This is a genomic window from Aquabacterium sp., from assembly GCF_034003525.1.
GTDB lineage: Bacteria > Pseudomonadota > Gammaproteobacteria > Burkholderiales > Burkholderiaceae_C > Aquabacterium.
In genome coordinates, this window is record NZ_JAVEYN010000011.1 from 99,901 (window position 1) to 113,484 (window position 13,584).

Below are 13,584 nucleotides of genomic sequence, written 5' to 3' on the forward strand. Positions count from 1 at the left end.
GGCAGACCCTTTTTTGACCGCCCTTGAACAGAGGTGCCCGACATGTCTCACATCGAAACCCATCAGAACGGCCACATCCTGGAAATCAAGGTCAACCGGCCCGAGAAGCACAACGCGCTCTCGCCCGAGATGTACCGTGATCTGGCTCGTGCCTATGGCCAGCTCAGCCGCAACCCCGAGTTGCGCGTGGGCCTGCTCTACGGTGAAGGCGCGCACTTCACCTCCGGGGTGGAACTGGACAAGTGGGCGCCGATTTTCGGCAATGGCAAGGGCTTCGAAGTGGGTGAGGGCGAGATCGACCCCTTCGGCCTGCAGGCCCAGCGTCACACCAAGCCGGTGGTGATGGCCGTGCAGGGCAACTGCTTCACCTGGGGCGTGGAGATCATGCTCAACACCGAGATCCGCGTGGCGGCCTCGGACACCCGCTTTGCCATGCTGGAAGTCAAGCGCGGCATCTTCCCCTGTGGCGGGGCCACCTTGCGCCTGCCACGCCAGATGGGCTGGGGTGCGGCGCACCGCTACCTGCTGACAGGCGAATACTGGTACGCCGAAGAGGCTCTGCGCACGGGTCTGGTTCAGGAAGTGGTGGCCCCCGGTGAGCAAGTCACCAAGGCCCGCGAAATCGCCACGCAAATTGCCAAGGCGGCGCCGCTGGGCGTGCAAGGCGTGCTCAAGTCCACCCGCATGGCGTGGAACGAGGGCGAGGCCGAAGCCGCCCGTCACCTGTTTGTGGACATGGTGCCCGTGATGCAGAGCGAGGATGCCGCCGAGGGCGTGGCGTCCTTCCTGCAGCGTCGCGAAGCCGTTTTCAAGGGGCGTTGAGGCGCAAGCTGTGAGCTCGTGTCCCCTTGTGTGATTTGCCTTCGGGCCATATCGCCTGAACCCTAGGCCCGAACCCAACCCCTGTTCATCATGACCCAACGCGCCACCCTCGACTTTCTGCTCTACGACTGGCTCAAAGCCGATGCCCTGTGCGAACGCCCCCGCCATGCCGAGCACAGCCGCGACACCTTCGATGCCGTGCTGGACCTGGGCGAGAAGATCGCCGCCGAGCAGTTCGCCCCCTTCAACCGCCTGACCGACCTGCAGGAGCCCGAGTTCGACGGCGAGCGCGTGCACCTGCCGGCCGAGACCCCCAAGGCCCTGCAGGCCTTCATTGACTCCGGTCTGATGGCCGGTGCGCAGGACGCTGAAGTGGGCGGGATGCAACTGCCCACCGTGGTCGAGATGGCCGCGATGAGCTTTTTCTTCAAGGCCAGCGTCTCCCTGGCGGGCTACCCCATGCTCACGCGGGGCAACGCCAACACCATCCTGGCGCATGGCACTCCTCAGCAAATCGAGGTGTTCGCCAAGCCCAGCTTTGAAGGTCGCACCTTCGGCACCATGTGCCTGAGCGAGCCGCAAGCCGGCTCCAGCCTGTCGGACATCGCCACCAAGGCCGTGCCTGACACCGCCAGTGAAGCCCACGGTGCCATGCCCTGGCAGCAAGACTCGCTGGGCCCACGCTTCCGCCTCAAGGGCAACAAGATGTGGATCTCGGGCGGTGAGCATGAAATGGGCGAGAACATCGTCCACCTGGTGCTGGCCAAGATTCCCGGCGAAGACGGCAAGACCATCCCCGGTGTGAAGGGCATCTCGCTCTTCATCGTGCCGCGCAAGCTGGTGCAGGCCGACGGCACCATCACCGAGCAGCGCAACGATGTCTCACTGGCCGGCCTCAACCACAAGTGCGGCTACCGCGGCACCGTCAACACGCTGCTGAACTTTGGCGAAGGCAAGTTTCCCGTGCATGGCCAAGCTGGCGCTGTGGGCTACCTGATCGGCAAGCCCGGTGAAGGCCTCAAGTGCATGTTCACGCTGATGAACGAGGCCCGCATTGGTGTGGGCCTGGGCGCGACCATGCTGGGCTACGCCGGCTTTGAAGCTTCGCTGGCCTATGCCAAGGACCGCCCGCAAGGCCGCGCCATGACCGCAGCCGGCAAGGACGCCAGCAGCCCGCAGATCCCCATCATCCAGCACACCGACGTCAAGCGCATGCTGATGATGCAAAAAGCCGTGGCCGAAGGTGGGCTGGCGCTGGCGCTGCTGTGCGCCCAGCTGGTGGACGACGAGCAGACCGGCAGCGAGGCCGAGGCCGAGAAGGCCCGCCTGCTGCTGGAACTGCTGACCCCAATCGCCAAGAGCTGGCCCAGCGAATGGGCGCTGGAGGCCAACAGCCAGGCCATCCAGGTGCTCGGTGGTGCCGGCTACACCCGCGACTTCCCTGTCGAGCAGTACTGGCGCGACAACCGCCTCAACATGATCCACGAGGGCACACACGGTATCCAGGGCATGGACCTGCTGGGCCGCAAGGTGGTGATGAACGGCGGCAAGGCCCTGGCTGTGCTGGCCGAGCGCATCAGCGAAACCATCCAGAAGGCAGGGCACATCGAGGGCCTGGCGCTGCATGCCAATGCCCTGGCCGGCGCACTGCAAAAGGTGGGTGCCGCCACCAAGGCCGCGTGGAGCACGGGCCAGCCCGAAGAGGCGCTGGCCAACGCCACGCTGTACCTGCAGGCCTTCGGCCACACCGTGCTGGCCTGGATCTGGCTGGAACTCGCCATCGCGGCCCAGGCCGCACAGGCCAAGGGCACATGGGAGCAAGGGCCTCTGGGTGCCGGTTTTCTGCAAGGCAAGCGCGCTGCGGCAGACTACTTCTTTGCCTACGAGTTGCCCAAGATCGACGCCTGGCTGGGCGTGGTCTCGCGCCGTGACCTGACTTGCGCCCAAGCCCAGGCCGACTGGTTCTGAGCGCAGGGCTGAGCACCCACTCGGGGCATTCTTCACCACCGAAAGCATCTCGCCATGATCAAACACATCGTTCTGTTCACCCTCAAAGACCCGGCCAACGCGCCCAAGGTCAAGGCCTTGCTCGACAGCTGCAAGGACATCGTTCCCGGCATCCGCGAGTTCGAGGTGGGGATCAAGACCGAGGGCCTGGAAGCCACGTCCGACGTCGTGCTGGTCTCCAGCTTTGACGATGCAGCGGCCCTCGCTGCCTACCAGCAACACCCCCACCACCAGGGCGTCATCGCCCCGCTCCGCGAAATGGCATCGGGACGCCATGTGCTCGATTACGTCTGCTGATCCTGACGATTGCCCCCTTTTTCATTGAAAGACCACCGCATGAGCGAAGCTCGCACCATCCAGAACCTGTTCGACCTCACGGGCAAGAAGGCCCTCATCACCGGTGGCTCTCGGGGCCTGGGCCTGCAGATGGCGCAGGCCCTCGGCGAAGCCGGCGCCAAGGTCGTCATCAGCTCGCGCAAGGCTGCCGACCTGGAGCAGGCCGTCATGGCACTGCAAGACCGCGGCATCGATGCCCGCTGGATCGCCGCCGACGCTGGCAAGCCCGAGGACATCGAGCGCTTGGCTCAGGAAACCCTGGAGCGCGTGGGCGATGTGGACATCCTCGTCAACAACGCCGGGGCCACCTGGGGTGCACCGGCTCAGGACTATCCGTTGGAGGCCTGGGACAAGGTGATGAACCTCAACGTCCGCGGCTACTTCCTGCTGTCACAGGCCATCGCCAAGGCCAGCATGATCCCGCGCAAGCAGGGGCGCATCATCAACGTGGCGTCCATCGCCGGCCTGGGCGGCAACCCCGCCTTCATGCAGACCATCGCCTACAACACCAGCAAGGGCGCCGTGGTCAACTTCACCCGTGCCCTGGCGGCCGAATGGGGCCACCTGGGCATCCGCGTCAACGCGATCGCACCGGGCTTTTTCCCCAGTAAGATGACGGCCGGCACCCTGGCTGCCGTGGGTGAAGAACAGCTGGCCGCGCACTCGCCGCTGCTGCGCCTGGGCGATGACGAAGACCTCAAGGGCGCCACGGTGCTGTTCGCATCCGAAGCCGGCAAACACATCACCGGCCAGATTCTGGCAGTGGATGGCGGCGTCAGCGCCGTCACTGGCGGTTGAGGCAGCACGATGGCGATTCCCTTTGCTTTCCGCATCCCCTTCGTCGAAGGTCTGGGCTGCGAGCTGCAACGCTTCGAAGGCGGGCAGGCCGAGGTCTCCCTGGCGCTCGAAGAGAATCACACCAACTCTTTCGGCGTGGCCCACGGTGGCCTGATGATGACCTTGCTGGACGTGGCCATGGCGCACGCCGCCCGCAGCCTGCGCCTCGATGCCCAAGGGCAGAGCCCCGGGGCGGTCACCATCGAGATGAAGACCAGCTTCACCCGGCCTGGCGTCGGTCGCATCCGGGCGGTGGGCAGTGTGCTGCACAGCACCGCGACCCTGGTCTTTTGCGAAGGCAAGATCTTCGACGAACAAGACCGGCTGTGTGCCCACGCCACCGGCACCTTCAAGTACCTGAGAGACATCCCCAAGGGGCGTCCCACGTCGGGCTCAGCTGCTGAGCCCCATCTGGCCGGCCCGGGTTCCGATTGATCCGTCCCACACCTGAAAGGTCCATGTCATGAGCCTCGTCAACGAACAGATCCTGCTGGTGTCGCGCCCGCAGGGAGAAGCCACGGTCGACAACTTCAAGCTGGTGAGCACACCGCTGCCCACCGCCGACCAGTTGGCGGACGGCCAGGTGCTGGTGCGCCATCACTACCTCTCGCTGGACCCCTATATGCGCGGCCGCATGAACGACAGCAAGAGCTACGCCGAACCCCAGCCGCTGAACACGGTGATGCTGGGTGGCACGGTGGGCGAGGTGCTGCTCAGCAAGCACCCCAAGTTCGCCGCGGGCGACAAGGTGCTGGGCATGGGCGGTTGGCAAACCCACAGCGTGATCGATGCCAACCAGCGTGGCGCGCTTACCAAAGTGGACACCACCCACATCCCCTTGTCGGCCTACCTGGGCTCGGTCGGCATGCCGGGTGTGACCGGATGGTACGGTCTGGTCAAGATCATCGCCCCCAAGGCTGGTGAAACCGTGGTGGTGAGCGCCGCCAGTGGCGCGGTGGGCAGCGTGGTCGGCCAGTTGGCCAAGGCCCGTGGCTGCCGCGTGGTGGGCGTGGCCGGTGGCGCCGACAAGTGCGACTACGTGGTCAATGAGCTGGGCTTTGACGCCTGCGTGGACTACAAGGCCAACCCCGACCCTAAGAGCTTCTACAAGGCCCTGAAAGATGCCACGCCCAACGGCATCGACGGCTACTTCGAAAACGTGGGCGGCATGATTTTGGACGCCGTGCTGCTGCGCATGAACGCCTTCGGCCGCATCGCCATGTGCGGGATGATCGCCGGCTACAACGGCGAGCCCACCCCGATGCAGAACCCGGCCCTGATCTTGGTCAATCGCCTCAAAGTCGAGGGCTTTATTGTGAGCGAACACCCCGAAGTGTGGCCCGATGCCGTCAAGGAATTGGGCACCATGGTGGCCACAGGCCAGATGAAGTTCCGCGAGTCGGTGGCGCAAGGCATTGCCAGTGCGCCCGATGCCTTCCTGGGTCTGCTCAAGGGCAAGAACTTCGGCAAGCAACTGGTCAAGCTGATCTGATCCCTAAAACAGGAAACAACACAACATGTCGCAACTGAAACTGCAAGCAGGCCAGACGGCCGTCATCACCGGTGCCGCCAGTGGCTTTGGGCTGGAACTGGCTCGCCTGGGCGCCCAGAAGGGCCTGAACCTCGTGCTGACCGACGTGCAACAAGAAGCCCTGGACAAGGTGGTGGCCGAGCTGACCGAAGCCGGTGCCAAGGTGGCGGCCCTGCGCGGTGACGTCTCACGTGGCGAAGACATCCAGGCCCTGGCCGACCTGTGCCTGGAGCGCTTTGGCGTGCCCCACATCGTCATCAACAATGCCGGTGTGGCCTATGGTGGCCTGATCTGGGAAGCCGGCCCGCGTGACTGGGAATGGGTGCTGGGCGTCAACCTGTGGGGCGTCATCCACGGTGTGCGCATCTTCACCCCGCTGATGCTGGCCGAGGCTCGCAAGAACCCCGCCTACCAGGGGCACATCGTCAACGTGGCCTCGATGGCCGGCATGCTGAACTCGCCCAACCTCGGCGTCTACAACGTCAGCAAGCACGCGGTGGTCAGCCTGTCCGAGACCCTGTATCAGGACCTGGCCCTGGTGACCGAGCAGGTGCACGCTTCGGTGCTGTGTCCGTACTTCGTGCCCACCGGCATCCACCAGTCGCACCGCAACCGCCCTGCCGAGTTGCGCACCGATGCCAAGCCCACGGCCAGCCAGCTGATCGGACAGGCCATGAGCGCCAAGGCCGTGACCTCGGGCAAGGTGACGGCCACCGACACCGCTGCGCTGGTGTACGACGCCATTGAAACGGGCAAGTTCTACATCTACACCCACCCCAAGGCCATTGGCATGGTGCAGGTGCGTCTGGAAGACGTGATGCAGGCCCGCAACCCGACCGACCCGTTCGCGGGCAAGCCGGAAATCGGCGATCAGCTCAAGACCGCCCTGCGCGAAGCTCTTGCCAAAGAGGACTGAGGCACGTGACGACCTTGTCGGCCGATGTGGTCGATCAGGTCAATCAGATCCATCAGGCGCTGCGGGCGTCCTGTTCCCGGTGACGTGACAGAACGACACCTTTGCCCGCGAAGCGCTTGACCAGCTGCTCCACGCAGTACACCGAGCGGTGTTGACCGCCGGTGCAGCCCATGGCCACGGTCACATAGCTGCGCTGATCGCTCTCCAGCGTGGGCAGCCAGCGCAGCAAGAAGGCCTCGATCTGCGCCAGTAGTTCGGCCGATTCGGGTTGTGCGTCCAGATAGTCGATCACGGGCTGATCGCGCCCGGTCAACGGCTTGAGCTCCTTCAGATAGAAAGGGTTGGGCAGCATGCGCACGTCAAAGACGAAGTCGGCGTCCATCGGCACGCCGTGCTTGTAGGCGAACGATTCGAACACCAAGGTCAGGCCCGCGGGCTCGGCGCCCACGATGTGACGCACCCAGGTGCGCAACTGTGCCGGTCGCAGCAGGCTGGTGTCGATCACCGTCGACACCTCGCGCAGCGGGCCCAGTAGCTCGCGCTCCATGCTGATCGTGTCGATCAGGGCATGGGTGGCGGCATCGGGGTTGGCGGCCTCATGGTCACTGGCGCGTCGGCGCGGAGCGTCGGCCGGCGGTTGAGGCCGCAACTTCAAGAGCGGGTGAGGGCGTCGCGTCTCGGAGAAGCGGCGCACCAGCGTATCGGTGCTGGCGTCCAGAAACACCGAGCGCACCTTCAGACCCTCTTGCCTCAGGGTGTCGAGCACGGGTTTGAGGTGAGGCAGCGAGTCCACGCTGCGTGCGTCCATGGCCACCGCGATGCGGCGCTTGAGTTCGTTGGGACGCTGCACTTCCAGGTCGACCAGGCCGCGCAGCAATTCGGGGGGCAGGTTGTCCACGCAGAAGTAGCCCGCATCTTCCAGCGCATTGAGCGCCACGGATTTGCCCGAGCCCGAGATCCCGGTCAACAACACGATGTCGAGCTGGCTCATGCGGCCTCCTTGCGCTTGCGGGTGGCTTTGCCGGCGGTCGGCGCGGCCTCGGCATCCTGCATGTCTTGGGCGTGTGCGGTGGCGAGCATGGCCTGCGCGTGCGCGCGGCTGGTGTCGGTGATCTGTCCACCCAGCATGCGGGCGACCTCGGTGGTGCGCTCGTCGTCGCGCACTTCACCGATGTCGCTGGTGGTCTGCCCGTCGTGCACCGCTTTGGCCACCACCAGATGCTGGTGCGCACAGGCGGCGACCTGGGCCAGGTGGGTCACGGCCAACACCTGACGGTCACGACCCAGGCGCTGCATCAGGCGGCCCACGGTGTCGGCCACGGCACCGCCCACCCCAGAGTCGATCTCGTCAAAGATCAGGGTGCCGACCTGGCTGCGCTCGTCGCTGCATTGCGAGGTGGTGACGGCAATCGCCAGCGCCAGACGTGACAGTTCGCCACCTGAGGCCACCTTGCCCAGCGGGCGAGGCGTGCTGCCCGCATGGCCGGCCACCAGGAATTCGATGTTCTCCAGCCCATAGGCCTGCGGCTCGGTTTGCGCGGTCAGGGCCACCTCGAAGCGGCCGCCCTTCATGCCCAGCTCCTGCATGGCCTCGGTCACAGCATGCGAGAGCGAGGGGGCTGCGGCACTGCGCTGGCGGCTCACGGTGTGCGCCACCTTCTGCCAGGCCTGGTGGGCGACCTCGGCATCGCGCTCCAGCTTCTCCAGATCGGTGGCGGCGTCCAGCTTGGCCAGCTCGTCGCGCCAGCTCTGCAGCAGCTCGGGCAGCTCGGGAGCCGGGCGGCGGTAGCGGCGCGCCAGGCTCATCCACATCGACATGTGGTTGTCGAGTTCGGCCAGGCGATCCGGGTCCAGTTCGGTGTGGTGCAGGGCACTGTTGAGGCTGCGTGCGGCATCCTGCAGTTGGGCCTGCGCCTCGCGCAGCACCTCCAGAGCGTTACCCAGATGGGGCTCCACCGAGGCCACGTCTTCCAGCGCGTCGATGGCGCGGGCGGTCAGACTCTCGGCGCTTTCATCGGCCTCCGACAAGGCATCCAGAGCCAGACGGGCGGCATCCAGGATGGCCTGGCCATGGCTCAGGCGGCCGTGCTCGGTGTTCAGCGTCTCCCACTCATCGGCCTGCGGGCTGAGCTTGTCGAGTTCGCCAATCTGCCATTGCAGGCGCTCGCGCTCCCGTTCGAGGTCGGCCTGCTGGCTGCGGGCTTCGTCCAGTCGGCGGGCCGCCTCGCGGCGCGCCACCCAGGCAGCTTGCAGTGCCTCGTTGTCCACGCCGGCTTGTGCATCGACCAGGGCACGCACGGCGTCGGCGCGGGTCAGGCTTTGCCAGGCGTGCTGGCCGTGGATGTCGACCAGGTGCTCGCCCAACTCGCGCAGTTGCGTGGCCGTGGCGGGGGAGCCATTGATCCACGCACGGCTCTTGCCCTGGGCGTCCACCACGCGGCGCAGCAACAGCGGCGCGCCAGGCTCCAGATTGTCGAAGCCCGCTTCTTCCAGCCAGGGCGTCAGCAGGGCGGTGAGTTGCGCCGAGGGCTCGAATTCGGCGGTGATGTCGGCACGTGCCGCGCCCTCGCGCACCACGCCAGCGTCACCCCGGCTGCCCAAGGCGAGTTGCAAGGCGTCGATCAGGATGGACTTGCCCGCACCGGTCTCGCCTGTCAGCGCGGTGAAGCCGCCGCTCAGGTCCACTTCCAGACTGGTCACGATGACGAAGTCACGCAGGGTCAGGCGACGCAGCATGGTGTCAACTCACTCCTTCATTCCAGCGCAGTTTGCGGCGCAAGGTTGCGTAGTAGCTCCAGCCCTTGGGGTGCAGGAAGCGCACGTGGTGGTCCGAGCGGCGCACGATCACGCGGTCGCCGTGCAGCAGGCTGGCCAGGCTTTGCATGTCGAAGTTCATGCCCGCGTCTTTGCCGGCCACGATCTCGATGGTGATGGTCACGTCGTCCGACACCACCAGCGGGCGGTTGGACAAGGTGTGCGAGGCAATCGGCACGATCACCCAGCCACCCACACCGGGGTGCATGATGGGCCCGCCCGCCGACATCGCATACGCGGTCGAACCCGTGGGCGAGGACACCAGCAGGCCGTCGGCGCGGTAGTTGGCGACGAACTGTCCGTCGATCTCGGCGCGCAGCTCGACCATGCTGGCGGTGGCGCCGCGGCTCACCAGCACTTCGTTGATGGCAAAGCCTTCGTAGATGGTCTCGAAGCCGTCGCCGCGGATGGGGCGCAGCACGGCCCCGGCCAGCATGGCGCGGCTTTCTTCTTCATACTCGCCGCGCAGCATCAGCGGCAGGGTGGTGCCCACGTCTTTCAGCGGCAGGTCGGTGATGAAGCCCAGGCGGCCGTGGTTGATGCCGATCAGCGGGATGTTGAAGGGCGCCAGCTCACGGGCGATGGCCAGCATCGTGCCGTCGCCGCCGAGCACCACGGCCACATCGCACTGCTGACCGATCTCCTTGATCGTCAGGGCCGGGTATTCCGTCATGCCGGTGTTGAAAGCGGTTTCGCTTTCCAGGGACACGTCCACCCCTGCGCGGGCCAACAAATGTGCGACATCCTCCAGGATCGGGCGGATGCCGCGGGCCTGGTATTTGCCCACCAGGGCAGCGTGACGGAAACGGCAGGAAGACGGACTCGACATGCGAGGAATTACACCACAGCGAATGTGTCAAATTAGGTCATTCCCCCGGCAGGTTGGCGGCAAAAACGCGGCCCAGAAACTAGAATGAAGGACCCATGCTGGATGACCGTGCCAAGATCCTGTTGAAAGCGCTGGTCGAGCGCTACATTGCCGATGGCCAACCTGTTGGCTCTCGCACGCTGTCGCGCGCGTCGGGGCTCGATTTGTCGGCCGCGACCATCCGCAACGTGATGGCCGACCTCGAAGACCTGGGCCTGATCGTCAGCCCCCACACTTCGGCCGGCCGGGTGCCCACGCCCAAGGGCTACCGCCTGTTCGTCGACACCATGCTGACCGCCCGCCCGCAGAGTCTGGCCGAACTGGCCAGCGAAGCCCGTGGGCAACTGCAGCCCGACCAGCCGCAGCGCGTCATTGCCAACGCGGCCAACATCCTGTCCAGCCTCTCGCAGTTTGTGGGCGTGGTCACGGCGCCGCGCAAGGCTTCGGTGTTCCGCCACATCGAGTTTTTGCGCCTGGGTGAAAAGCGCGTGCTGGTCATCCTGGTCTCGCCCGATGGGGATGTGCAGAACCGCGTCATCTTCACCGCCGAAGACTTCAGCCAGTCGCAACTGGTGGAGGCCAGCAACATCCTCACCAGCCATTATTCGGGCTTGACGATCGACGAAATGCGCGAGCGCTTGCGCAGCGAGGTCGATCAGTTGCGCGGCGACATTGCCACGCTGATGCAGGCGGCGGTGCAGGCCGGCGGCGAGGCCCTGGCCGAGAGCAGCGATCAGCTGGTGCTGTCCGGCGAGCGCAACCTGCTGACGGTCGAAGACTTCTCGCACGACCTGGGCTCGCTGCGCCGCATGTTCGACCTGTTCGAGCAGAAGACGCAACTGATGCGCCTGCTCGACGGCTCCAGCCGTGCCGATGGCGTGCGCATCTACATCGGCGGCGAGAGCCAGGTGGTGCCCTTCGAGGAGCTGTCGGTGGTGTCGGCACCGTACGAGATCAATGGCCAGGTGGTCGGCACGCTGGGCGTGATCGGCCCCACCCGCATGGCCTACGACCGCATGATCGAGATCGTGGACATCACCTCGCGCCTGGTCAGCAACGCGCTGAGCCAGAAGTGAGCGGGGCGCCGCTTCAGACCGCTCAAGGCGCCGGGTTGGGGTAGCGCTGGTGGATGGTCTCGATGCCGTCCAGCATTTCGGGTGGCAAGACCACGTTCAGGCTGTCGATGTTGGCCTGCAGTTGCGCCAGTGTGGTCGCCCCGATGATGTTGCTGGTGACAAACGCACGGCTGTTGACGAAGGCCAGCGCCCCCTGTGCCGGGTCGATGCCGTGGCGGCGGAACAGGCTCACGTACTCGTAGGTGGCACGCTCGGCGTTGTCGTTGCTGTAGCGGCTGAAGCGCTCGAACAGGCTGAGGCGGCCGCCCTCGGGGCGCTGACCGGCCAGGTACTTGCCACTCAAGACACCGAAGCCCAGCGGGGAGTAGGCCAGCAGCCCCACGTCCTCCCGCAGGGACATCTCGGCCAGACCGATTTCGAAGCTGCGGTTGAGCAGGCTGTAGGGGTTCTGGATGCTGGCCACGCGGGGCAGGGCGCGCGTTTCGGACAGGTGCAGGAAGCGGCTCAGGCCCCAGGGCGTTTCGTTGGAGACGGCCACATGCCGGATCTTGCCGGCCTGCACCAGCTCTTGCAGCGCGGCCAGCGTTTCCTCGATGGGCGTGGTGACCTCGTCCTTCACCTGCGTGAAGCCCAGTTGGCCGAAGGTGTTGGTCGAGCGGTCGGGCCAGTGCAGCTGGTACAGGTCGATGTGGTCGGTTTGCAGGCGCTGCAGGCTCAGGTTCACGGCCTCGAACAGGTTCTCGCGGGTGTGCAGCAGGCGGCCGCCGCGCACATGGCTGGGGCGCGCGGCCTGGCGGGCCGGGCCGGTGGCCTTGGTGGCCAGGATGATGTCGTGGCGTCGGCCCGTCTTGCGCAGCCAGGTGCCGATGTACTGCTCGGTGCGGCCCTGGGTCTCGGGGCGCGGCGGCACGGGGTACATCTCGGCGGTGTCGATCAGGTTGATGCCGGCGTCCAGGGCCAGGTCGAGCTGCGCATGCGCGTCGGTCTCGGTGTTCTGCTCACCCCAGGTCATGGTGCCCAAGGCGATGGCACTCACGTTGAGGCCGGTACGGCCAAGGGGGCGGTATTGCATGAGGACTCCTGGGGATGGGGCAATGGCAAGCTTTCATCCTAGGCCATGCGGCAAATCCGAGGCGAGGGCGCTGGTTTCGAGGGGATGTGGGGTCACGCGGGGCGCCTGGGCGCCGCTACAATCGCGGCTTCCTTGTTGTGCAAGGCAGGGGGCCGTTAGCTCAGTTGGTCAGAGCAGAGGACTCATAATCCTGTGGCTTTGTGAGACTCTGAAAAGCACGGATCCCAGTATTCATCGAGGTTGGCGAGCGATTGGTGTGTCATCATAAGCTGCCGAAAAGTACCCAAAGGTACAAATTCGGTACAGTGCCCAAAGACGACCCATCAGGAGTCTCGAATGCCGACCATCGTCAAGACACCATCAGGGACCTGGAAAGCCGTCATCCGCAAGACGGGCTTCCCCACCACCAGCAAGACTTTCCGCCTCAAGCGTGACGCCGAGGATTGGGCGCGCTCCACCGAGGACGAGATGGTGCGCGGGATGTACGTTAAGCGCAGCCAGGCCGAGAAGATGCTCTTCTCTGACGCCATGGACCGCTACTTGCGCGAGGTGACGATCCACAAGCGCCCGTACACCCAGCAAGGCGAGAAGCCCCGCGCCGCGACCCTCAAGGCCCACTTTGGCCCCTACGCCCTAGCGGGCATCACATCAGAGCTGGTGGCCAAGTACCGGGATGACCGCCTGGCAGGCGTTGACCGCAAGGACGCTAAAGGCAACCCTAAGCCACTCCAACCCAACACGGTGCGCCTTGAGCTGGCGTTGCTCGGACACCTGTTCACCGTGGCCATCAAGGAGTGGGGCGTGGGCCTGGTTTACAACCCAGTGCTCAACGTTCGTCGCCCATCGCCGGGTGCGGGCCGTAATCGCCGCCTGAACCCAAAGGAAGAGCAGCGCTTGATGCAACTGATCGACCAGTACTCGAACCCCATGCTGCGTTGGATTGTTCGAATTGCCATTGAAACCGGCATGCGCTCCTCCGAGATCACCTCCCTGAAGGTGGAGCAGGTCGATCTGGTCAAGCGCGTGGTGGCCCTCAAGCAAACCAAGAACACCATGCCACGCACGGTGCCGCTCAGCCTCAAAGCGTCAGCCTTGTTTCAGGAGGCTTTGGACAACCCGCTGCGCCCAAGGAAGGAAACCCACCTGGTGTTCTTTGGAGAGCCGGGCAAGGATGGCAAGCTGAAGCGCCCCGGGTTTCGCGGAGGCCAGTTGGTTTAAGTCAGACGGTCGCGGCCTGACCAGCGCGTTGTTGATGGTAGTTTGCCTCGAACTCAGCAGGCGGGACATTGCCCAGTGGCCCCATCA

12 protein-coding genes and 1 pseudogene are annotated in these 13,584 nt (G+C 65.3%); 9 read left to right on the forward strand and 4 right to left on the reverse strand.

Features of this window, described 5'->3' with window-relative positions:
* Positions 1 to 42 precede the first annotated feature (42 nt).
* From RBT42_RS08690 to RBT42_RS08720, 7 genes are all read left to right on the forward strand, one after another.
* A complete protein-coding gene (locus RBT42_RS08690; protein ID WP_320364170.1) occupies positions 43 to 822 on the forward strand; it encodes a crotonase/enoyl-CoA hydratase family protein in 780 nt (259 codons plus the stop codon).
* A 90-nt stretch (positions 823 to 912) separates the two neighbouring features.
* A complete protein-coding gene (locus RBT42_RS08695; protein ID WP_320364172.1) occupies positions 913 to 2,790 on the forward strand; it encodes an acyl-CoA dehydrogenase in 1,878 nt (625 codons plus the stop codon).
* Positions 2,791 to 2,844: 54 nt separating this feature from the next.
* On the forward strand, positions 2,845 to 3,126 hold the full coding sequence (locus RBT42_RS08700) for a Dabb family protein (protein ID WP_320364174.1): 282 nt from the start codon (positions 2,845 to 2,847) through the stop codon (positions 3,124 to 3,126).
* A gap of 39 nt (positions 3,127 to 3,165) precedes the next feature.
* Positions 3,166 to 3,963 carry an SDR family oxidoreductase gene (locus RBT42_RS08705; RefSeq protein ID WP_320364175.1) on the forward strand — a complete coding sequence of 266 codons (798 nt, stop codon included), beginning with the start codon at positions 3,166 to 3,168 and terminating at the stop codon, positions 3,961 to 3,963.
* A 9-nt stretch (positions 3,964 to 3,972) separates the two neighbouring features.
* Positions 3,973 to 4,437, forward strand: coding sequence for a PaaI family thioesterase (locus RBT42_RS08710; RefSeq protein ID WP_320364177.1), 465 nt, complete (start codon positions 3,973 to 3,975; stop codon positions 4,435 to 4,437).
* Positions 4,438 to 4,465: 28 nt separating this feature from the next.
* A complete protein-coding gene (locus RBT42_RS08715; protein WP_320364178.1) occupies positions 4,466 to 5,494 on the forward strand; it encodes an NADP-dependent oxidoreductase in 1,029 nt (342 codons plus the stop codon).
* Between the two features lie 25 nt (positions 5,495 to 5,519).
* The gene (locus tag RBT42_RS08720) at positions 5,520 to 6,449 is read left to right on the forward strand and encodes an SDR family oxidoreductase (RefSeq protein WP_320364181.1); all 930 of its coding nucleotides are present in this window, start codon (positions 5,520 to 5,522) and stop codon (positions 6,447 to 6,449) included.
* Between the two features lie 52 nt (positions 6,450 to 6,501).
* Here the strand turns inward: RBT42_RS08720 and rapZ are convergent, their stop codons facing one another.
* From rapZ to RBT42_RS08735, 3 genes are read right to left on the reverse strand one after another with little or no spacing between them, the layout of a single operon-like run.
* Positions 6,502 to 7,440 (reverse strand): RNase adapter RapZ, encoded by a 939-nt coding sequence (rapZ, locus tag RBT42_RS08725; RefSeq protein WP_320364183.1) that lies wholly within the window; start codon positions 7,438 to 7,440, stop codon positions 6,502 to 6,504.
* Positions 7,437 to 9,185: a DNA repair protein RecN gene (recN, locus tag RBT42_RS08730; protein WP_320364186.1), complete on the reverse strand. Its 1,749-nt coding sequence runs from the start codon at positions 9,183 to 9,185 to the stop codon at positions 7,437 to 7,439. The genes rapZ and recN overlap by 4 nt, the downstream gene beginning before the upstream one ends.
* 4 nt (positions 9,186 to 9,189) lie before the next feature.
* Positions 9,190 to 10,092 carry an NAD kinase gene (locus RBT42_RS08735; RefSeq protein WP_320364188.1) on the reverse strand — a complete coding sequence of 301 codons (903 nt, stop codon included), beginning with the start codon at positions 10,090 to 10,092 and terminating at the stop codon, positions 9,190 to 9,192.
* A 95-nt stretch (positions 10,093 to 10,187) separates the two neighbouring features.
* Between RBT42_RS08735 and hrcA the strand changes: the two genes are divergently transcribed.
* Entirely contained in the window at positions 10,188 to 11,207 is a 1,020-nt protein-coding gene (gene hrcA, locus RBT42_RS08740; RefSeq protein WP_320364190.1) for a heat-inducible transcriptional repressor HrcA, read from the forward strand.
* A gap of 22 nt (positions 11,208 to 11,229) precedes the next feature.
* Here hrcA and RBT42_RS08745 read toward each other — a convergent pair whose 3' ends face one another.
* Positions 11,230 to 12,279, reverse strand: coding sequence for an NADP(H)-dependent aldo-keto reductase (locus tag RBT42_RS08745; RefSeq protein WP_320364192.1), 1,050 nt, complete (start codon positions 12,277 to 12,279; stop codon positions 11,230 to 11,232).
* A 336-nt stretch (positions 12,280 to 12,615) separates the two neighbouring features.
* Here RBT42_RS08745 and RBT42_RS08750 point away from each other — a divergent pair.
* Positions 12,616 to 13,470: pseudogene (locus tag RBT42_RS08750) on the forward strand (tyrosine-type recombinase/integrase); the annotation flags it as partial.
* Between the last annotated feature and the right edge of the window lie 114 nt (positions 13,471 to 13,584).